Source organism: Pseudoalteromonas pernae (genome assembly GCF_039831865.1).
Taxonomy (GTDB): domain Bacteria; phylum Pseudomonadota; class Gammaproteobacteria; order Enterobacterales; family Alteromonadaceae; genus Pseudoalteromonas; species Pseudoalteromonas pernae.
In genome coordinates this window covers 17,983-38,638 of sequence record NZ_JBDODM010000001.1, presented here as the reverse complement: position 1 = coordinate 38,638, position 20,656 = coordinate 17,983, and the positions used below count along the sequence as shown (strand labels likewise).

17 protein-coding genes are annotated in these 20,656 nt (G+C 44.9%); 6 read left to right on the top strand and 11 right to left on the bottom strand.

Annotated elements, in window-relative coordinates:
* Positions 1-46: 46 nt before the first annotated feature.
* Positions 47-637 (bottom strand): dCTP deaminase, encoded by a 591-nt coding sequence (dcd, locus tag V1358_RS00165; RefSeq protein ID WP_347391846.1) that lies wholly within the window; start codon positions 635-637, stop codon positions 47-49.
* Positions 638-639: 2 nt separating this feature from the next.
* Entirely contained in the window at positions 640-1,725 is a 1,086-nt protein-coding gene (apbC, locus tag V1358_RS00160; RefSeq protein WP_347392200.1) for an iron-sulfur cluster carrier protein ApbC, read from the bottom strand.
* A 169-nt stretch (positions 1,726-1,894) separates the two neighbouring features.
* On the opposite strand from apbC, the gene metG reads away from it, so the two are divergent.
* Positions 1,895-3,925: a methionine--tRNA ligase gene (gene metG / locus V1358_RS00155; protein ID WP_347392199.1), complete on the top strand. Its 2,031-nt coding sequence runs from the start codon at positions 1,895-1,897 to the stop codon at positions 3,923-3,925.
* Positions 3,926-4,088: 163 nt separating this feature from the next.
* Here metG and V1358_RS00150 read toward each other — a convergent pair whose 3' ends face one another.
* On the bottom strand, positions 4,089-5,057 hold the full coding sequence (locus V1358_RS00150; protein ID WP_347392198.1) for an NAD(P)H-quinone oxidoreductase: 969 nt from the start codon (positions 5,055-5,057) through the stop codon (positions 4,089-4,091).
* Between the two features lie 173 nt (positions 5,058-5,230).
* On the opposite strand from V1358_RS00150, the gene V1358_RS00145 reads away from it, so the two are divergent.
* The gene (locus V1358_RS00145; protein WP_347392197.1) at positions 5,231-9,289 is read left to right on the top strand and encodes a coiled-coil domain-containing protein; all 4,059 of its coding nucleotides are present in this window, start codon (positions 5,231-5,233) and stop codon (positions 9,287-9,289) included.
* A gap of 11 nt (positions 9,290-9,300) precedes the next feature.
* Here V1358_RS00145 and V1358_RS00140 read toward each other — a convergent pair whose 3' ends face one another.
* Positions 9,301-9,729, bottom strand: coding sequence for a hypothetical protein (locus tag V1358_RS00140; RefSeq protein ID WP_347392196.1), 429 nt, complete (start codon positions 9,727-9,729; stop codon positions 9,301-9,303).
* Positions 9,730-9,892: 163 nt separating this feature from the next.
* Here V1358_RS00140 and V1358_RS00135 point away from each other — a divergent pair, with 163 nt between their 5' ends.
* Both V1358_RS00135 and V1358_RS00130 read left to right on the top strand, forming a co-directional pair.
* On the top strand, positions 9,893-10,825 hold the full coding sequence (locus tag V1358_RS00135) for a LysR family transcriptional regulator (protein WP_347392195.1): 933 nt from the start codon (positions 9,893-9,895) through the stop codon (positions 10,823-10,825).
* Between the two features lie 104 nt (positions 10,826-10,929).
* Positions 10,930-11,319, top strand: coding sequence for a hypothetical protein (locus V1358_RS00130; RefSeq protein ID WP_347391839.1), 390 nt, complete (start codon positions 10,930-10,932; stop codon positions 11,317-11,319).
* A gap of 13 nt (positions 11,320-11,332) precedes the next feature.
* On the opposite strand, the gene V1358_RS00125 is transcribed toward V1358_RS00130, so the two are convergent.
* The 6 genes from V1358_RS00125 to V1358_RS00100 all read right to left on the bottom strand — a co-directional run bounded on the left by V1358_RS00125 (position 11,333) and on the right by V1358_RS00100 (position 17,577).
* Positions 11,333-12,526: an isocitrate/isopropylmalate family dehydrogenase gene (locus tag V1358_RS00125; protein ID WP_347392194.1), complete on the bottom strand. Its 1,194-nt coding sequence runs from the start codon at positions 12,524-12,526 to the stop codon at positions 11,333-11,335.
* Between the two features lie 176 nt (positions 12,527-12,702).
* A complete protein-coding gene (locus V1358_RS00120) occupies positions 12,703-13,281 on the bottom strand; it encodes a YceI family protein (RefSeq protein WP_347392193.1) in 579 nt (192 codons plus the stop codon).
* Entirely contained in the window at positions 13,281-13,835 is a 555-nt protein-coding gene (locus V1358_RS00115; protein WP_347392192.1) for a cytochrome b, read from the bottom strand. Before V1358_RS00115 ends, V1358_RS00120 begins: the two co-directional genes overlap by 1 nt.
* A gap of 73 nt (positions 13,836-13,908) precedes the next feature.
* Positions 13,909-14,430, bottom strand: a complete 522-nt coding sequence (locus V1358_RS00110; RefSeq protein WP_347392191.1) for a GNAT family N-acetyltransferase — start codon at positions 14,428-14,430, stop codon at positions 13,909-13,911.
* Positions 14,431-14,508: 78 nt separating this feature from the next.
* The gene (locus V1358_RS00105; RefSeq protein WP_347392190.1) at positions 14,509-16,689 is read right to left on the bottom strand and encodes a prolyl oligopeptidase family serine peptidase; all 2,181 of its coding nucleotides are present in this window, start codon (positions 16,687-16,689) and stop codon (positions 14,509-14,511) included.
* 327 nt (positions 16,690-17,016) lie between these two features.
* Positions 17,017-17,577 (bottom strand): GbsR/MarR family transcriptional regulator, encoded by a 561-nt coding sequence (locus V1358_RS00100; RefSeq protein WP_347391833.1) that lies wholly within the window; start codon positions 17,575-17,577, stop codon positions 17,017-17,019.
* 181 nt (positions 17,578-17,758) lie between these two features.
* Here V1358_RS00100 and V1358_RS00095 point away from each other — a divergent pair, with 181 nt between their 5' ends.
* Positions 17,759-18,157 (top strand): hypothetical protein, encoded by a 399-nt coding sequence (locus V1358_RS00095; protein ID WP_347392189.1) that lies wholly within the window; start codon positions 17,759-17,761, stop codon positions 18,155-18,157.
* Between the two features lie 118 nt (positions 18,158-18,275).
* Positions 18,276-19,187 carry a M14 family metallopeptidase gene (locus V1358_RS00090; protein WP_347392188.1) on the top strand — a complete coding sequence of 304 codons (912 nt, stop codon included), beginning with the start codon at positions 18,276-18,278 and terminating at the stop codon, positions 19,185-19,187.
* A 45-nt stretch (positions 19,188-19,232) separates the two neighbouring features.
* Here the strand turns inward: V1358_RS00090 and ccoG are convergent, their stop codons facing one another.
* Positions 19,233-20,612: a cytochrome c oxidase accessory protein CcoG gene (gene ccoG, locus V1358_RS00085; protein ID WP_347392187.1), complete on the bottom strand. Its 1,380-nt coding sequence runs from the start codon at positions 20,610-20,612 to the stop codon at positions 19,233-19,235.
* Between the last annotated feature and the right edge of the window lie 44 nt (positions 20,613-20,656).

Below are 20,656 nucleotides of genomic sequence, written 5' to 3'. Positions count from 1 at the left end.
GGGGTGCTAGATAATTTGTCCAATAACGTACCTTATAGAGGGTCTTTTATTGCTCGCCTTCGTCGCCAATTCGACTTGCTAATGCACTGTTTTGACCTTTGTACTTCGCATCTACACGGGCGTTATAAGGCTTTTCTGCTGGACTCGACAAAGTTTCAAAACTCAATGCCCCTATTTTCATATTCGGACGCAAGGCCAATGGCAATTTGCCTGAGTTATAAAATTCCAACACGATATTACCCGACCAACCCGGATCAATACGATGCGCAGTTACGTGCACCATAAGACCTAATCGCGCCAATGACGAGCGACCATCTAACCAGCCAACAATATCAGCAGGAAGTGTTACCGACTCATAGGTCATTGCGAGAGCCAGTTCACCTGGGTGCAGGAAAAAGGCTTCGCCGTCAGCGATTACGATTTCATCGCTCATGATCGATTCCATCGCGGCATTGAGTTGCTCTTTAGGGCCGCTAAGGTCAACGTATGGCGCACAATGATCTTGGAATACGCGAAACTTATCACCTAATCGCAAGTCAACGCTGACACCTGAAATCATTTGCTCACTTGGTTCTGGGGTAATAACAATGCGCTGTGAGCGTAAGTATTCTTTTATATGTGTATCTGATAAACGCATGACTAATCGTCCGTAAAAATGATTTCAACGCCTTGAGTAGCGCTGTGTTGATAATAAATTTGACTGGCGCACAACCGTGCAGCCTGGGCAAAATGCTCTGCGATATGAGGATGTTCGTTATGAAGATCACCGCCTTGTTCAGAACTTGTCCTAATTTCCATAGAAAGCGGTAATTCAGCCAAAATAGGCACGCCATAGCGCTGTGATAGCTTCATTGCTCCGTCTTGTCCGAAAATAGGACTGGATTGATGACAATGAGGACATTCAAATTGGCTCATGTTTTCTATTAAACCAATAATAGGCACGTTCACCTTATTAAACATCGCAACACCCTTTTGGGCGTCTGCAAGCGCTAAATCTTGTGGTGTTGTAACAATAACGGCACCAGATGCAGGCACTTTTTGCGACATGGTCAGTTGTATATCACCCGTCCCCGGAGGCATATCGACAATAAGGTAATCCAACTCACCCCATTGCGTTTCATTCAACAACTGCATCAAAGCTTGCGAGGCCATCGGACCACGCCACACAGTAGCGTCATCAGGGTCAACTAGAAAACCGATAGATTGCGCGCTAAGGTGGTTCGCTTGCATAGGCAACAAGGTGTTGTTGTCTAAGGCTTTGGGCTTTTGCCCTTGCAGCCCCAGCAATAAAGGGATAGACGGACCATAGATATCGGCATCTAAAATACCGACTTTAGCCCCTTCATAGTGCAGCGCATTAGCAAGGTTCACCGCACACGTCGACTTACCCACTCCGCCTTTACCTGAGGCCACTAGTATAATGTGCTTTACCTGAGCGAAGCGAGGTGTTTCCGTAAGCGCTACGTCAATTGCTACACTGACTTCACGGTCCAATTTTTGGGTTAAAAATTCGCTGATACTTGGCGCTTCTTGTGCACAGGCAAAAGGCATTTGTAACTGACACTGAGATTCAGAACTGCTCGCTTGAACTGCCGTTTTTGGTACTCCAACGGGCAGCGCTACACTGCGATATTGAAGCAGCAACTGCTGAAACTGGACTTGCCATTTTTCAGAAGTTTGTTTTGAAAACAAAGACGGTTTTTTTCCTGAGCCAAATCCAAACATAATAACTGCGTAAATAATTAAAGAAGCGTAATGAAATGTGCCGCCAAATTATGTAACATTTGGGGCATTAACACCAGTCTATTCACCCAAGGTAAGTAAACTTCGCAGTTAATGTACGTGCTAGGTTTAGTTATTTGGGAAACCCTATCTGAGATGGAATGAGCACTTTATGGCTAAGAGAAAAATTCTCATTACAAGCGCATTGCCTTATGCAAATGGCCCTACACATCTAGGTCACTTACTTGAATATATTCAAACGGATATTTGGGCACGCTTTCAAAAATCGCAAGGACATGAAGCCTACTATGTGTGCGCTGATGATGCACATGGCACGCCAATCATGCTTAACGCCCAAAAACAAGGCATTACACCAGAACAAATGGTCGCGAATGTCAGTGTTGAGCGCCAACGCGACTTTGCCGACTTTAACATTGAGTTCGACAACTACCACAGTACGCACTCTGATGAGAATAAAGCGCTCAGCGAATTAATCTACAACCGCCTTAATGACGGTGGCTACATTAAAAAGCGCACGATTTCACAGTTGTTCGACCCAGAGAAAGAAATCTTCCTACCGGATCGTTTTGTGACGGGTACTTGTCCAAGCTGTGGTGCTGAAGATCAAAATGGCGACAGCTGTGATGTTTGCGGTGCGACGTACTCACCTACTGAGTTGAAGTCTCCACGCTCGGCCATGTCGGGAGCAACTCCTGTATTACGTGATTCGGAGCACTATTTCTTCGATCTGCCTGCATTTGAAGGCATGCTCAAAGAGTGGCTACGTTCAGGCTCAATCCAAGAAGAGATGGCAAATAAGCTAGACGAGTGGTTTGCGGATGGTCTACAGCAGTGGGATATCAGCCGCGATGCACCTTATTTTGGTTTTGAAATCCCAGGTGCACCAGGCAAATACTTCTATGTATGGCTAGACGCACCAATCGGCTACATGGCGAGCTTCAAAAACTTATGTGACAAATCTGGCATCAATTTCGATGCGTTCTGGTCACAAGACTCTGACGCTGAGCTATATCATTTCATTGGTAAAGACATCATTTATTTCCACAGCCTATTTTGGCCAGCGATGCTCGAAGGTGCAGGATTTAGAAAACCAACGAATGTATTTGCCCATGGCTTCGTGACGGTAAACGGCGCGAAAATGTCAAAATCTAAAGGTACATTCATCAAAGCGCGCACTTACCTTGAGCACTTAAACCCTGAATACCTTCGCTACTACTTTGCTGCGAAGCTAAACAGCGGCATCACTGATTTAGATTTAAATCTTGAAGACTTTGCGCAACGAGTTAACTCGGACTTAGTCGGTAAAGTAGTGAACATTGCCAGTCGTTGTGCCGGCTTTATCACTAAGAAGTTCGACGGCAAGCTCAGCACAGTAAATGCAGAGCCTGCGCTTCTAGCTGAATTCGCAGCTGCACGCGACAGCATCGCAGCTCATTACGAAAACCGTGAGTATTCACGTGCAGTTCGTGAAATCATGGCGCTCGCTGATAAAGCAAACCAGTATATTGATGCCAAAGCGCCTTGGGTCCTTGCTAAAGATGAAAGTACCCTTGAGCAAGCACATGAAGTATGCAGCGTTGGTCTTAACCTTTTCAAAGTGTTAATGACATACCTACGCCCTATTCTTCCGGGCATGGCTGCAAACGTAAGCGAGTTTTTAAACGACGAGCTAACGTGGGATTCGGTAGCAACACCACTACTTGGTCACCCAATTAACAAATTCAAAGCCCTAATGCAGCGAGTTGAAATGGATAAAGTGAATGCCATGTTGGAAGAGTCCAAAGAAAGCCTTGCACCGCAAAGCCAAGCGGTGGCTGTAGAGTCAAACGGTGAATTGGAAAAAGATCCAATTGCTGATGAAATTGAATTTGACGATTTCGCCAAAATTGATTTACGCGTTGCGAAAATCATCAATGCTGAGCACGTTGAAAAAGCAGACAAGCTATTAAAGCTGACGCTAGATTTAGGTGGCTCTCAACGCCAAGTGTTTGCGGGTATCAAATCGGCTTACAGCCCAGAGCAGCTAATAGGTAAACTAACTGTTATGGTCGCTAACCTTAAGCCTCGTAAGATGCGCTTTGGCTTATCTGAAGGCATGGTATTGGCAGCTGGCCCTGGCAAGGATGAAATTTATATCCTTGAACCACATGATGGTGCAAAACCAGGCATGCGAGTCATGTAATAATATCTAAATGAGGCCAGCAATTGCTGGCCTTTTTTTACTCGCTAGCAAAATGTGCTTATTGATAAAAAGCGACAATCACCCCCATTGCCTCTATTGTTCAATGACTTATCTAGCCGCAATCATCTGCTAACGTGCTGGCTGCGAGATTTCACCAGTGCACTTATTCATGCACCAATATAACCTTTCCAATATTTTCATTGTTTTCTAGGCGTTGATGCGCCTGTTCTGCTTGCTGCCAAGGAAACACCGAGTCAATCACGGGTAAAAGCTGGCCCGCGGCCAGTTGCTCACCGAATTGAGATAATAGTTGCTTCACGAGCTCCGATTTATATTGTGAACTTCGATTTCTGAGCGTCGAGCCAATGAGATGTGCCCGTTTTTGTAATAGTTTGGCGGTATCAAATCGCTCGCAGAATCGCCCGCCCAGCATAGCCAACACCACAATACGCCCATCTCGGGCAATAACATTCAAATCCCGGTGCAAATACTCACCAGCGATTGGGTCAATAATCACATCCGCTTCAAGACCCGCTTCTCGCATGCTGGTAACCCAGTCATCGCTGCGGTAATTAACAACCAAATCAGCACCCAACTGCTCACATGCCTTTTGCTTAACCTCAGAACCCACCGTGGCGACAACCTTCGCACCCAACGCTTTAGCTAGGGTTATGGCTGCCGTTCCGACACCACTGGCGCCAGCATGAACGAGCAAAGTGTGATCAGACCCAAAATTCGGATATTGTTGCAGTGCATCAAAAGCAGTAAAAAACACCTCACAAAAACCAGCTCCCTGGGCAAAGGAATACGTTTGTGGCATTTCGATACAATGACCAACATCAACGCTTACCAATTCGCCATAGCCGCCTCCGGCACATAACGCCATCACCCTTTTGCCTAGCCAATCAGAGCTAACCCCATCACCCACTTCTTGCACCACCCCAGCAACCTCTAGACCAAGAATATCGCTGTCACCAATAGGTGCAGGATATTGTCCTTTTCGTTGCAATAAATCAGCACGATTTACGCCACTGGCGTACACTTTTATCAGTATTTGTTCTGATTTCACTTTAATATTTTGCGTTTGAACAATAACTAGTTGTTTATTTTCATTTAAATCAATTGTTAGCATTGTGTGAGCCCGATTTAACGTAGTATGATAGAAACAGCACCTTTAGGGACAAAACTACAACTAAAATAGTACTTATTAGCTGCTACCTTTTAAACAGCTCGAATTTTTTTATTAGAAAGCTGTTCACTGGCAGTTTTAATGCTATCCTAAATATCTGTTGGGAGGATAGGTTGATGGCTCAGTATAGTGAGATTAAGGCGATCTGTGATGAACTTCACAGAGCGGGTGTACCAATTACGCTAGAAAAAATTCTACAGCGTTATGATGGCGATCGTTCGCAAGTCCTTGAACATTATCGATTATGGCGAAGTGAAGATAGATCTGTTCGCCCCCAAGAAGCTTCTCAACCCGCTCCTACACCACAAGCTGCGCCAAGCCCAACTCAAGGCGCGTTTATGCCACCACCTACTCCAGGTGCTGGTTTTCAACCCAATCCAGATATGCAGTTCTCTGATCAGTTCATGGAAGCGTTTAAAGCGCAAAGTGAAGCGTACGCCAGAGCACAGTTAGAGCCTGTTCAAGCCCATCTACAGAAAGTAATTCAAGCCGAACATGTCGCCGTTAAAAACCTTGAAGATCTTCAAGAGAAATACGATGCGATCGTGGCCCAAAATCAAGAATTGTTAGAGCGAGTTGAAGCACGACAAACTCAGATAGACACGCAAGCTGAGCAGTTGCAAGAGCAGCAAGCGCACTTATCTAGTGCACAAGAACTAGTTGCGAATGCCAAAGCAGAAAGCGAAAGTAAAACGGCCGATCTATCGCAAAAATGTGAGCAGCTTGAACAACAAAACAAAACGTTAAGCGAACAAGTCAATAAAACTGAGCAACAACTTGCAGCACAAGAACAAGAGTTAGATCAGCGCCAGCAGCAGCTTGAAACTGCGCAGCAACAGTTAGAGACGGCTCTGGCAGACAGTGACGACAAAGCGACGCAGCTCCAACAACAATGTTCAGAGCTCGCAGAGCAAAAGCATGAGTTGGCAAACCAGGTAACTCAGTCGCAACAACTGCTTGAAAATCAAGAAAGAACACTTGAGCAGCAACGCCAAGAGCTTGAACAAACAAAGCAACAACTCGAAACGGCACTTGCGCAAAGCGATAGTCAAATCACCGCCTTGCAACAACAGTGTGATGAATTAGCTGCGCAAAACGAAGCGCTAACTAAGCAAATTAGCGAGTCACAACAGCAACTAGCAACGCAAGCCCAAGAACTGGAACAACGTCAGCAAGAGCTTGTTAGCGCAAAAGACCAGTTGGTTACTGCACTAGCAGAAAGCGAAATTAAAACTGCCTCATTACAACAGCAATGTGAGCAGCTCAGTACACAAAACCTCACTTTGAACCAACAAATGAGCGAGTCACAGCTTAAACTGGTGGGGCAAACTGAGCAGTTAGAACAGCAACAACATCAACTCAACTCATTAAAAGAGCAGTTAGAAAAAGCGCTGAGCGATGGCAGCGAGCAAAGTGCAGCATTGCAACAACAGTGCAACGAGCTCGTTGCTCAAAACCAATCTCTAAATGAAAAGATCAGCGCGTCTCAGCAGAAGCTAGAAGAGCAGACGCAACAACTGCTTGAGCAAGAAAAAGCGCTCACTGAATCAAAGCAACAACTTAGCAATGCACTGTCAGACAGCGACGCACAAGCTGCCCAATTACAGCAACAATGCAATGAGTTAACCGAGCAAAATCAATCGCTCACCGAACAAGTGTCAAGTGCGAATGAGCAAATTGACAATCAAGCACAACAACTAGAAACACAACAACAGCTGCTTGAGAAAACGCAAGCTGAAGCACAGCAGGCAATTGCTCAAAGTAACGAAAAAGCCGCCCTACTTGAGCAACAATGTGATGAATTCGATAAGCAAAACCAATCGCTCAATGAGCAAGTGGCCAGCTCGAATGAAAAGCTTCAAGCTCAAGCTGAGCAATTAGAACAGCAACAACAGCAATTAGCTCAAGCGCAAGCCGAGGTGCAAAGCGTACTCGCTGACAGTGGTGAAAAAACAGCGCAGTTACAGCAGCAGTGTGAACAATACGACGAGCAAAATCAGTCGCTTAAAGAACAAGTATCAACTGCGAACGAGCAATTAGAAGCGCAAGCGCAGCAATTACAAGAACATCAGCAAAAGCTGGCTCAAGCACATGAACTCGTAGAGCAGCAGCAGACTCAAAGCGCTGAGCAAGTCGCACAACTGAACGCTCAGTGTGAGCAACTCACAACGCAAAATCAGTCTCTTATCGAACGAATTGAAGGTTCTGAGCAACAGCTCAACGCGCAAACGCAAGAGCTCGAAGCGTTACAACAACAGCTTGTCTCTGCACAGCAGCAAGCACAGGAAGCGTTGGCATCAGGTGATAGCAGAGCCGCAGAGTTACAGCAACAATGTGAATTGCTATCACAACAAAACCAAGAAGCGAACGCACGTATAGAGGCTTCGCAACTACAAATTGAAGAGCTTACGGAACAAGTAGCTAACCAACAGCAGTTACTTGCTCAAGCTCAGGAGCAACTAAGCTCAGCCCAAGCAGACGCGCAGCAGCAAGCAGAGCAACTGCAGCAAGAAACACAACAGCTTGGTCAGCAAAACGCACAACTCAGTGAAGATATTGTCGCTAAACAAGCAGTAATCGACGAGCAATCAGCAACAATTGAGCAACAGCTGCATCAACTGCAAAGCGCTAAAGAGCGTCTTGAACGAGCGCAATCCAATGTTGATGAGCAGGTTGCTTCTTTGCAACAGGCTAACACCGAACTCGATGAGCAAAATCAAGACTTGCGCAAGCAAGTGTCAGTGCGTCAAAAGCAAATTGATGAACAAACGCAACAACTAGAGCAACAGCAAGCTGACTTAGCAGTTGCCAAAGAGCAACTCAATGGTGCTCAAGCTCAGTTAGACGAGCAAGTTTCGGCACTAACTCAGCAAAATACTAAGCTAAGCGAGCAAAATAAAGAGCTCACGGATAACGTGATTGCTCGTCAAAAGATTATTGACCAACAAACACAGAAGCTCGAACAGCAACAAGCAGCATTAACGACTGCACAAGAGCAACTGCAGCGAGCACAATCTAATGTTGATGAACAAGTTGCCAGTTTGCAGCAGGAAAACTCACAACTTAGTGAGCAAAATCAGGGCTTAACTAGCGAAGTTACCGCTAACAAAGAACAAATTGCTGAGCAAACCAAGCAAATTGCACTGCAACAGGAACAGTTATCACAAACACAAGCTCAACTTGATAATGCTCAAGCTGAGGCAGATAAGCACGCAGCAACGTTGCAACAAGAGCAGCAAAAGTTAAGTGCACAAAATTTGCAGCTTAGTGAAGATATCGTTGCTAAACAAAAGCATATTGATGCTCAAGCGGCAGAGTTGGCGAGCAATCAGAAAGCCCTTGAAAAAGCACAAAAACAAGTTGAGTTATTACAATCGGGTAGTGATGAGCAAGTTGCTGCCCTGCAACATCGCATCGATAACTTCGATCTTGAAATTGCGACCATAGTGCAAGAGCGCGACGCGATCACGCAGAAACACGAAGTATTGACGCAACAGCACACCGAAATGCAACAAGCAAAAGCTGAGCTTGAAGTTAAGATCGAACGCGTACAGCAACAATTGCAAGAGCAGCAACCCTTGGTTGATAGGCTGAAAAACGAAAACATGATGCTCAAAGAGCAAAGTACTGTCGCTGCCCGTCACCAAGAAACTCAACGTGAAGACTTACGCCAACTTCGTGAACAAACTAGGCTACAAACGGAAGAGTTAGAGGCAGCCAAAGCAGAACAAGCCAAGGCACAACAGGCTAGCGATAAGCTAATGGAGCAAGTGCGCTTCTTGAAAAACAACTCGGCGTCGACCATTGAACGTTTAACTTCGAGTAATGAACAGCTACAACAAAAGATTAAAGAGCTACAAGAGCAATTGACTTCACCTGCTCCACAGGCAACTGCACAGCCAGCCAATGTAGATAATGGCGATAGCGAACGTTTGCAAGAGCAAATCGACGAAAATAAACGCTTGAGAGAGCAAATTACCTTCTTGAAGCAAAATTCCAGTGCAACGCTTGAACGCCTGTCTAAAAGTGCAACGCTGGCGCAAAATCGCCTTAGCGAGCTGGAAACAAGCTTGGCAGAAACAACCGCGGAATTGGAACGTTTACGAGCTCAAGAGGACGGTACCCGAGTAAAAAAGTCCATGGATGATGACTTCGACGAAGTCCAATCAGCTTAATGAGAAAGGCGCTATTTAGGCGCCTTTTTTTGTGAGATTGCATCAGAACGACGCCATATTTCATATTCCACTAGCTTCCCTTGCTCAAATAATCTGTGATGCCACACATCACCTATTAATTCAAAATCAAACGCTAAACGTTTATCGAGCAAAGAGGGAATATTGCCATAGTCTATGTATTCAATAAATTGTGTGTCAGTGATTTCATATCGACCACCAGCGGCATAATGAAACGCCCCATTTTTTCTGGTTACGTAATTAAAGTGACCCGCGCTGATCACTTTGGTGGAACTAATTTGTGGTGCTTGAGCTTTAAAATCACCTTGCGGCGTAAAATATTCACCAGAGACAAACTGCCAACTCCCCTCTAGCGGATGAGACCAAGCCGGTTGAACACACAGTAGCATCCCTGCAACGACTAGTTTATTCGCGAATCCCATATCAATAACTCCTTTTTTAGAACAGCATACGTGGCAAAGTGGACAATTAAAATTGAAAATTAATCATTATTAACTGTGCCTATTATCGTTATTTAGCAATGAGTTAGATTTATGAATTGAGCTGAGATACATTAACTGTATGGGCAATTGGTAATGAACCGTTATGAACTTACGTCAAATTGACTTGAATCTTTTGGTGTATCTGCACGTACTAATCGAGGAGCGCAGTGTATCGCAGGCGGCCAACAGGCTGGCACTCACGCAAAGTGCAATGAGTAACGCATTAAAACGTCTCAGAGATTTGTTTTGCGATCCACTCTTAGTACGAAGTGGCAGTACCATGATGTGCACGGAAAAAGCCCTGGCATTAAAACCGCAACTAGAGCATTTCCTCAGCGTAGTGCAAGCTATTACCATTCAAGAGAATAGCTTCGACCCACGCAGCACACAGCACACCTTTCGTATTATGGCCAATGAGTTTCTTGTTGCACCATTATTAGTAGCGTTCCTGCGCGATATAGCAAGTCAGTTCCCAAGTATCAAGATAGATCTCATTCACCCAAGCGACGTGACCTTAAGTGAGTTGGAGCAAGGACAAGTCGACATTGCTATAGACCGTTTCACACGTATGCCTTCGTCTTTTCATCAATCAACATTGTGGCGAGACAATTATTGTTGCCTAGCACGCGCTGGCCACCCTATACACACCCACTTGGATGTTGAAACCTACCTTGCGCACTCGCATATTTGGCTTAATCGCAGTGGTTTTGGCCCAGAACCGGTAATAAAGAACCGAGAGCCACAAAAGTTGGGTTGGGTTGATCAAGCGCTGATCCAACTCGGTCACAAGCGAAATATTGCTGTTTATGCACGCCACCACAGTCTTATTGCGGACTTATGTGCTGGGACGGATCTACTGGCTACGCTGCCACGACGCCTTGCTGAGCACCTTGTTGCCAATACTCGCGTGGAACTCGCTTTGTGCCCTGTCCCCTTTCCTATCGTGCCTATTGGTGTTTCTATGCTTTGGAGCCCCCTGGTACACCATAGCCCAGCACACGTTTGGTTAAGACAGCAGCTGCAACAATATAAATAGAATATTTACAGTGTAAATACTAGATATCGATTTCATCCATTTCATAAATAGCATGATTAATCTTAAGGTATATATAAGAAAACAAAACGCCACTGGAGGCACTCATGCTATCACGACAATACAAACACTATGATTGCATTCATATCAACGCTGAACTAGATATCTTTATTCAAACCCAGCTTCAAGCTTGCGGTTCAACGCTCAGCCTTAACGACTTTTACGAAGCGCTTGCGCAATTAAACGATGAGTTTGGTGGTTACTGCCGCGCGTGTGGCGATAACGCAATTACTCTTGATGCACTGCGCGAGCACTACCCAAATGCGGCCACGGTCACTGCAACCCAAGCTGATATTCTCGATGAAAATAATTGCCCTGTCCCAGTAGCCATGTTGTTTACCTTGCTTGATGAACTGGGATTAGCGCCTAACCTAGGAAGCCAAGAGCCCTCGCGCATTAGAGCCCGAGAACTACTGCAAGGTGCCATCGCGGCTTAACTACGCGCCTTGCTTAAGCTGGCATGGGTATCGCCGCTTCAATAGCGGCGATAATATGTGTTGTTGACACACCTTGATTCAAGCTATCGCGGGTGTCCAGTTGAAAAAGCGCGTCATGCGCGTTAATGACATCTCTTAATCCACTCCAAAGCGAAGCCGCCGCCTCATGCATTCCCAAATGCTCCAGCATAAGTATGCCAGCCCACACGGTTGCACTGGGATTTGCCAAACCGCTGCCTGCAATGCGTCTAAATGGACCATGGCTAGGCTCAAACAACGCCATTTCATTGTTACAGTTAACGCTAGGCACAATACCCACACCACCAATCAAGGATGTCGCAAGGTCAGAAATTAAATCGCCAGCTAGATTGTTACAAACCAATACATCAAATTGTTGTGGTTGTTGGGCTAGGCGTTGCATCACTTGGTCCAACATCATCTGCTCAACCACGATATCACCACCTTGTGGATTAACAATAAATTGGGCGCCATCATCACTACTTTTTAGTTCATAGTGGTTAGTGATGAAATCACTCGCCCAAAGTTGAAATTGCCCTTCCGTGAGCTGCCATGCATTACTTTTATGCACTACAGTGAGCTTTTTGCGGTTATGTGCCAAGGCATAATCCACGGCCCTTTGCACTAAACGCTCGGTTGCGGCTTTAGAGCAATTTTTGATGGCCAGCGCGCAATCGTCAACAAAGCGCAGTCGATAATAGCCTAGCTCTTGCTCCAGTACTTCTATTAGGCGCTGCGCGTCCGGGGTGTTGGCTCCCAACTCAATACTGGCGAAACTGTCTTCGCTGCATTCACGAAATACTACTAAATCAATATCGGCGGCATTTTTCAGCGGTGTTGGCAGCCCAGCTAACGATTTGATCACCCGCATATTACAAAACAGATCTAACTCTTCGCGTAATGCAATATTTAATGAGCGAAAGCCACCACCTATGGCACTACTCATTGGGCCTTTTAAAGCCACTTTAAGTTCACGTAATGCGGAAACGGTGCTCTGCGGAAACCACTCGCCGTCTCCAGACATCGCTGCTTGCTCACCTAATAATAAAGGTTGCCACGAAATGGTTTGCTCACCGCGATAACACACATTTACTACGTGATTTATAAGCTCCCGCACTAAAGGCATGACCTCAGGTCCGATGCCATCGCCTTCGATAAATCCAACCATGTGAGTATTTTTCATCGCCATCAGTGACTTCCTGTTTTAATAACGCCAATATTGTTATATCAGCCTGTCATTAACAGCTGCAAATTTAGATGCCATTTGGGCGCTATTCATTACGATGATAATGATGTGGAACTATGTACAAGAAGCAATAAGAAGGGAGTTTCGCTGTGCGAGCTTAGTCACACAGCGAGAAGCTATTATTGGCGAATGCCTTCAATAGAAAGTTCTAAGTCAACATGCGTTGAAGCTGGGCCTAAATCATAGTCAATGCCGTAATCTTTTAAGGCAATGCTTGTTTGTCCTACGAAGCCCACACGGTAACCACCCCATGGATCATCACCCTCGCCTATTTTTTCAATATCGAAGCTAATTGTTTTACTCACGCCATTTAAGGTGAAGTCACCTGTGACTGTCGCAGTGTCAGCATCACTGAATTTAATGCTGCTGCTGGTGAACGTCGCTTTAGGATGCTCTTTAACATTTAGGAAGTCGTCGCCACGCAAATGCTTATCTCGCTCTGCGTGGTTAGAGTCGATGCTCGCAGTATCGATAACAACGCTAATTTTCGACGCATCAGCATTCGCGGCATCGTAACTAAATTCACCCTTAAAAGTATTGAAGCGGCCATATAACCAGCTGTAGCCTAAATGCTTAATCTTGAAATTAACAAACGCGTGCGCGCCCTGAGTATCAATCACGTAGTCAGCCGCATTTACCGCATGGCTAGACGTAATTAACGCGCCAGCAACTGCAAGTTGAGTAAATAGTTTTTTCATTATGAATTTCCTTTGGTTACTTTTAGCATTCGAACTAACGTCCGATCCCGATTGATGAAATGGTGTTTTAATGCCGCAAGCGCATGAACCGCGACTGCGATAATGAGTGTCCACGCAAGGTAAAAATGAATATCACCTGCGAGATCTTCTTGGTTTTCTACAAACGATCCCAGAGCGGGGACTTCAAAAAATCCAAACACGTCTATCGCTCGGCCATCCGCAGTGGAGATTAAATATCCGCTCATGACTAATGCGACCAATAGCACGTAAAGTAATAGATGCACCGCACTGGCAGCTCTTTTTTGTAAAGAATTTTGCGCTAATGATTGAGGTTTAGGCTGGCTTATGCGCCACGCCAAGCGCAAAATCAAAACGATGGCCAAGCTCACCCCCACACTCTTATGCAAATCCAGAGAGCCCTTGTACCAAGCGTCGTAATAGCTCAGCTCTACCATGTATAGGCCTAATGCAAATAAGTCTATTACGGTTACGGCCATCAACCAATGCAGAGTTATAGCGACCAAACCATAGCCCTGTTCTGAGTTTTTCAGCATAGAAATGCCCATTTGAAAAATATTGAATTAATAATATGCGCTAGAAAACAAAATAAATATGGCACAACAGCACTTATAGTTGTGCATTTACGCACAGCTCAAAGCACCAGTCATTCACTTCCTTGCCATTAATCATATATCCTGTGTTTCGGGTCTGCAGTTGACTGAATCCGCAATTGATAAGTACCTTTCTTGAGGCTTCATTGCCCTGTGTGACCGTTGCACTAAAACACCTAACTCCCTGTGCTTTCACGGCAAAGGCAATCACCCTTTCAAGCGCTTCGCTCGCATAGCCACGCCCTTGGTGATGCGGTAACAGCATGTAGCCCAACTCAGCTTGTGAATCATTTACTAAGTCATATCCAATCACACCAAACACCGCGGCTGTTTGTTTGCAAGTGATTGCCCAGCAAAATTTATGAGTGTGGTGTGAGTGCTCACCCAAGCGTTGCTCAAAACGAACTTTAACATGCGCCTCGCTCTGCATATCTGCAACATACTGCATGACACTGTCGTCGCTGTGAAGCGCCAAAAACACAGGCCAATGATCTTGCGACAATGGCATCAATAGCAACCGCTGAGATTGAAAACGCAAACCTAACCCCGAGAACGTAGAATAAGAATAAAAAAGCCGGCTAATAGCCGGCTCAATAAATGCGTAATAGCTTATTATTTATAGCTTTTTAATACCCATGTTGTATAGGGTAAAGCCATAGATATCAGCATATTGCTCAATGATTTTTGAGGTCGGTGTACCCGCACCATGTCCTGCATTGGTCTCAATACGGATCATGACTGGATTTTCACCTGCATCTTTTGCCTGTAATTCAGCAGCAAACTTATAAGAGTGTGCTGGTACTACACGGTCATCGTGGTCACCGGTAGTTACAAGCGTTGCAGGATAACTTACGCCACTTTTAACATTGTGCACTGGTGAATAGCCTTTGAGGTATTCGAACATTTCTTTGCTGTCTTGCGCTGTACCATAATCATATGCCCATCCAGCTCCCGCAGTGAAGGTGTGGTAGCGCAACATGTCTAATACACCAACCGCTGGCAATGCAACTTTGAACAAATCTGGGCGCTGAGTCATTACGGCACCGACCAATAGACCACCGTTTGAGCCGCCACGCACCGCAAGGTAATCACTCGAGGTGTATTTGTTTTCGATCAGGTATTCAGCCGCTGCGATGAAGTCATCAAACACATTTTGCTTTTGCATTTGAGTACCCGCTTTATGCCATTCCTTACCGTATTCACCGCCACCACGAAGGTTCGGTACCGCGTACACACCACCTTGCTCTAACCAAGCTGCAGTGGTTGCAGAGTAACGAGGGGTTAGACTGACATTGAAGCCACCGTATCCATACAGAATGGTTGGGTTAGTTCCATCCATTTTGATGCCTTTCTTATACGTCAAGATCATCGGCACTTTAGTGCCATCTTTAGAGGTATAAAAAACTTGTTTTGAATCATACAAAGACGGGTCAAATTTAGCGCCAGACTCGTTGTAGATTTTTGATTCACCTGATTCAACTTCAAAGCTGAAAATAGTGCCCGGTGTTTTGTAATTAGTGAAACTGTAATAAAGCGTTGATTGCTCTTTCTTTCCACCGAAACCAGACGCTGTGCCCACACCTGGTAGTTCAATTTCACGCACAAGTTTGCCTGATTTATCAAATTGCTTCACTTGTGAAATCGCATCAACCATATAGCTGGCAAAAAAGTAGTTGCCGCCTTTTGAAATATTCAGCACATTTTCTGTTTCTGGAATTAAGTCTTTCCAGTTTTCAGGCGTTGGTTGACTTGCGTTTACAGTCACAACACGCTTATTAGGCGCATCTTTGTTAGTAACTATGTATAAGGTATCGCCGTCATTGTCGAGAATATCACTGTCATAAGTAATATCATCAATCACAGTTACAAGTGGGCTGTTGTCTTTCGTTAAGTCTTTAATGAACAACTTATTACCAGAAGTGGAAACTGCCGCTGAAATAATTAAGAAGCGCTGGTCTGAAGTTACTGCGCCACCGACATAACGGTGTTTTTGCTCATCAGTACCACCGAAGACAAGTTGATCGTCTTTTTGTGCAGTGCCTAGCTTATGATAATACAGTTTGTGTTGGTCAGTTTTAGCTGATAATTCACTGCCTTTTGGTTTGTCGTAGCTTGAGTAATAAAAACCTTCATTACCTAACCACGCAATACCACTGAATTTTACATCCACCAGCGTCTCACCCACTGGCTTCATGGTGTTGGTGTCTAATACGATGACTTTGCGCCAGTCACTGCCGCCTTCAGAAATTTGATACGCAGCTAATGAGCCATCTTCGCTAAAGCTTACACCCGCTAGCGAGGTTGTGCCGTCTTCACTGAAGGTGTTTGGATCGAGGAAGACTTCAGCTTCTGCATCACCTTTTTGACGATAAAGGACATATTGGTTCTGCAATCCGTCGTTCTTGTAGAAATATGTGTACTCACCTTCTTGGAAAGGCGCGCTCACCTTTTCATAATCCATCAGGTTTTTAAGGCTTTTCTTTAGTTCGTCGCGATATGGGATTTGCTGAAGGTAATCGAATGTTACCTTGTTTTGTGATTCTACCCAGCTTGCAGTTTCTTCACTCATATCGTCTTCTAGCCAGCGATATGGGTCAGCAATCTGTTGCTCAAAATAGGTATCAACTACATCACCTTTGCGAGTCGTTGGGTAAGTAAAACCTTTGGTTGCCGCTGCGTTATCAGCTACTGCAGTTGGTTGCTCTGTTGCTTGAGCTTGGGTCGATGTGTCAGCTGGTTTGTCGTTGCAACCAGTAAGTGCAACGCACACTGCAATCGCGAGAGTTCGTTTTAGCATAATATTTTTCATCTTGTTGTTATAAGCGAACCCACGTTAGCGCCACAGGTACTATTTGTCTAGTTTTGTGCGAGTAAAGGCAGCAGGACTACAGGGATTTATGAGGGTGAAAGAAGAAAACCAACTCGCGAAGCTAAAGTTGGTTATCTGTTTTGGCTGGAAACCATTAACTAATTATTAACCCAAAGTGATTACATTGTCTCTATTGTTTCGTTATATAGCCTAATCCACTTAGACCATTGAGTAATTTGGCATAAAAGGTACACAGCAAACTCGTTATTCAAGTTTCTGGTCAAACCACTTATTTTATCATTACATTTGAAAGTGCTAGGCGTTGTCTTTACCACTTTTGAGGGTCAACTTATCACGTAGGTCGAGCATTTTTGTCACCCCAGCCCCCAAACGCATCAAGGTCGATAATTTTTCTGGACTAAGCCTTTGCAGCTCTGAAGCCCACTCGGTGATCATTTCGAGTAAATCGTGAATTTCTAACATCCGCGTTTGCGCGTAGGCTTCACCTTGGTTGCTAGGTTCGTCAAGCAGACTATCACGAAGAAGACTTAATGTTGGGTCAATTTCTCGCTTCCGGCGCTGTTCAAATACGCGGTTGGCCATCTGCCAAATACTGCCCGCTGGTTGATAATATTCCTTTCGGTCGCCGGGCTTATGTTTAGTTGCAATCAACTGCCAAGAGTTTAGCTCTTTTATTCCCATGCTGACATTACCACGAGAAATGTGCAGAGTTTGCGACAGCTCATTGGCACTTAGCGGTTCTTCACTGATCAGTAATAAAGCGTACATTTGTCCAATAGTTCGGTTGAATCCCCAACGACTCCCCATTTCTCCACAGTGCATTACAAATGCTTCCATCTTTTCAGTGAGTTCCATAGCAACCTTTCTTGTTTCAGTTCTTTCTGAAATTATCGCATTTAAATTAAATCTAGCAAATATCTTCCCTTAAGCACATACAAGAGTATTGAGGGGCTAAATTTCCTTCTTTCGCCATTATTATGCTTTACAATAGGGACATAATGATTAAAATCTCGCCATCAATGACATAGGAGCATGTATGTATAACTATTCGTGTGCCAATGGCTCATACCAATTGACGCTTCAAGGGTCTGTCATTATCGGTGAATTCAATGGCGCGATTAATGATCGAATGATTGCCACATTCGCCAAACAACTCGAGGCTTTGGTGAACGAGCATCAGCTTAGCCAATGGGCCTATGTGGGTAATTCTATTAATGTGCCCGCTGCAACCCCGGAAGCACAGCAGCGTATGGTTAGCATTGCTAAGCACATGTATGCTCACGGATGTAAAGCAATAGCATTCGTTGTTGACTCCGCCATAGCTATCAATCAACTTGACCAAATCCGCAAAGAGCTGGGTAAAGAAAATAAAACCAGCGACATCATTTTCTCTGATCTTGATGATGCACTTTCCTACGTCAACAGTTATCTCTAACCATACTAAAGCTCCATTTAAGTATAGGCCTGACAGCTTTACTGGTTCATGCGTAACTGTTGACAATCACAACAAAGACTCTAAGCTGCGCCTAAACACTCGTTGAGTAGGAAGGGTAATGAGTAAAGAAACTTATCCAATTGGTATTGCTGGCCAACCTTGGTCTGAAGAACACAAACAAGCTTGGTTCCAAGCACAAGTCAAACAGCGTAGCTATGAAACGCAAGTACTTAGCAAGATTGAGCAACTTGGTAATGACTATGACATTATTCAATACGGTCAATTGGAATATGAGCACACATATGGCTTATTCGCGCTAAAACATAAAAATTGGCAAAAAGGTCGCCCTATTGCTTTAGTAACGGGTGGTGTGCATGGCTATGAGACCAGTGGAGTGCACGGTGCATTGGCCTTTGCAGAAAACGTGACTGACGCACATTGCGACACTTTCAACATTTTAGTCGTGCCCTGTGTAAGTCCTTGGGGCTACGAAACAATCAACCGTTGGAACCCTAAGGCTATCGATCCTAATCGCTCTTTCTATGAAGGCTCTGATGCTGCTGAGTCGCAGTTGCTGTTGGATTTTATTGCGCCTTTCAGTTCAGATGTGTTGGTTCATATCGATTTGCATGAGACGACAGATACTGATAATTCGCAGTTCCGCCCAGCCCTTGCTGCGCGCGATGGCGTGACAAATCATAACTGGAATATTCCTGATGGCTTCTATTTGGTGGCAGACACTGAGCGCCCACAGCCATTATTCCAAGAAGCTATTATTGACCACGTAGAAACAGTGACTCACATCGCACCTGCTGATAACAACAATCAGCTAATTGGGGTTGAACTACAACAGCGTGGTGTAATTGAATACGCGGGTAAGAAATTGGGTTTATGCATGGGCTTAACCAACGCCCCTTATGTAACCACGACGGAAGTCTACCCAGACAGTCCAAAAGTGGATGATCAAAATTGCATCGATGCGCAGGTGGCTGCGGTAACATCGGCGTTAGATTTTGTCGCCCAACTGTAGAGACATTGCTAGCCCGACTCGCTTTTGAGTCGGGCTGTTATTTAATTATTTATAAAATCGTGACTCTTTTTCTACCACGACTTGTGCATCACCTAACGCCTTAATTTCGAACTTAAACGGCGTCACCTTTTGCTTCAGTAGAGTTTCATCAACGCTCACAGTCACCGGGATTTCTTTTTGTTCCGCTCCGGCAAATTCTAAATTTCCATGCACTGCTAACGCGGCACCTTCAATACCCACAACCTGTAACTGGTAGGTTTGTGGCTGCTGTGATTTGTTGATAATAGAAATACGGTAAGGGTTTTCTACCATACCACGATAATCCGTACGAGATAGCTCCCCCCTATCGCGGGTCACATAGGCTTCTATCGGCACCCGCCCATTTAGCCAAATAACCATGACACTGAACACCAATACCGTCATGACCGCATAGCCCACAAGTTTAAGCCGCCAAATAGAGGTGTGCCCGCCCTGCTGCTGACGTTCACTTTGATAGCTAATCAACCCCTTAGGATATGCAAACTTCGCCATCGTGTCGTCACACGCATCAATACACAATCCACAGTTGATGCATTCATATTGCAAGCCATTACGGATATCAATGCCTGCAGGACACACCTCCACACACAGATTACAATCAACGCAGTCTCCTAGACCAAGTTCTTTGTGGTTGGCTTTACGTTTACGAGGTCCACGACTTTCGCCACGAGCTTGATCATAAGTGACAACCAAGGTGTCTTTATCAAACATCACTGACTGAAAACGAGAATAAGGGCACATATAAATACACATCTTTTCCCGCAGCCAGCCAGCGTTACCATAAGTACATAGCGCAAACAGAAACACCCAAAAACTGGTGATACCACCCCAAGACAGAACGAACAAGTCCATATACAACTCTTTCGCAGGGATGAAATAGCTCATAAAAGTCGTTGCAGTGAGAAAAGCCAAACTCATCCAGATCGCATGCTTAGCGCCTTTTCTTAGCCATTTTTTCGCATGCCAAGCTTCTTTGTCTAACTTGATACGTTGATTGCGGCTGCCCTCAATACGATGCTCGACCCATGTGAACAGCAACATCCACACAGTTTGTGGGCACATATAGCCGCACCACACCCTGCCTAACCAGTTGGTAATGAAAAATAAGGCGAACGCGCCTGCCATAAACATCCATGCCAGCAACATAAAATCTTGCGGAAAGAAGGTGGCACCAAAAATGCGAAACTGTTGATTAGCGACGTCAAACAACACCGCCTGTTGCCCCTGATAACTTATCCAAGGTAAGGCGATAAAGGCAAACATTAAACACCAGCTAAGAACCCTGCGTATTTTTTGGAATTTACCTTTTTGTTCACGAATATAGATTGGCCCGGACTGTTTATAGGGCTTAATGATGAGATCTTCTTCTTTAATATCAAACTTCATAAGGACGCTTTTGATTGCTACATAAACGCCCTTATATGGCAATT

Excerpts from the sequence above, each read along its gene's own strand:
- dcd (WP_347391846.1), bottom strand. The coding sequence starts at position 637 with ATGCGTTTATCAGATACACATATAAAAGAATACTTACGCTCACAGCGC.
- apbC (WP_347392200.1), bottom strand. The coding sequence starts at position 1,725 with ATGTTTGGATTTGGCTCAGGAAAAAAACCGTCTTTGTTTTCAAAACAA.
- metG (WP_347392199.1), top strand. The coding sequence starts at position 1,895 with ATGGCTAAGAGAAAAATTCTCATTACAAGCGCATTGCCTTATGCAAAT.
- V1358_RS00150 (WP_347392198.1), bottom strand. The coding sequence starts at position 5,057 with ATGCTAACAATTGATTTAAATGAAAATAAACAACTAGTTATTGTTCAA.
- V1358_RS00145 (WP_347392197.1), top strand. The coding sequence starts at position 5,231 with ATGGCTCAGTATAGTGAGATTAAGGCGATCTGTGATGAACTTCACAGA.
- V1358_RS00140 (WP_347392196.1), bottom strand. The coding sequence starts at position 9,729 with ATGGGATTCGCGAATAAACTAGTCGTTGCAGGGATGCTACTGTGTGTT.
- V1358_RS00135 (WP_347392195.1), top strand. The coding sequence starts at position 9,893 with ATGAACTTACGTCAAATTGACTTGAATCTTTTGGTGTATCTGCACGTA.
- V1358_RS00130 (WP_347391839.1), top strand. The coding sequence starts at position 10,930 with ATGCTATCACGACAATACAAACACTATGATTGCATTCATATCAACGCT.
- V1358_RS00125 (WP_347392194.1), bottom strand. The coding sequence starts at position 12,526 with ATGGCGATGAAAAATACTCACATGGTTGGATTTATCGAAGGCGATGGC.
- V1358_RS00120 (WP_347392193.1), bottom strand. The coding sequence starts at position 13,281 with ATGAAAAAACTATTTACTCAACTTGCAGTTGCTGGCGCGTTAATTACG.
- V1358_RS00115 (WP_347392192.1), bottom strand. The coding sequence starts at position 13,835 with ATGCTGAAAAACTCAGAACAGGGCTATGGTTTGGTCGCTATAACTCTG.
- V1358_RS00105 (WP_347392190.1), bottom strand. The coding sequence starts at position 16,689 with ATGCTAAAACGAACTCTCGCGATTGCAGTGTGCGTTGCACTTACTGGT.
- V1358_RS00100 (WP_347391833.1), bottom strand. The coding sequence starts at position 17,577 with ATGGAACTCACTGAAAAGATGGAAGCATTTGTAATGCACTGTGGAGAA.
- V1358_RS00095 (WP_347392189.1), top strand. The coding sequence starts at position 17,759 with ATGTATAACTATTCGTGTGCCAATGGCTCATACCAATTGACGCTTCAA.
- V1358_RS00090 (WP_347392188.1), top strand. The coding sequence starts at position 18,276 with ATGAGTAAAGAAACTTATCCAATTGGTATTGCTGGCCAACCTTGGTCT.
- ccoG (WP_347392187.1), bottom strand. The coding sequence starts at position 20,612 with ATGAAGTTTGATATTAAAGAAGAAGATCTCATCATTAAGCCCTATAAA.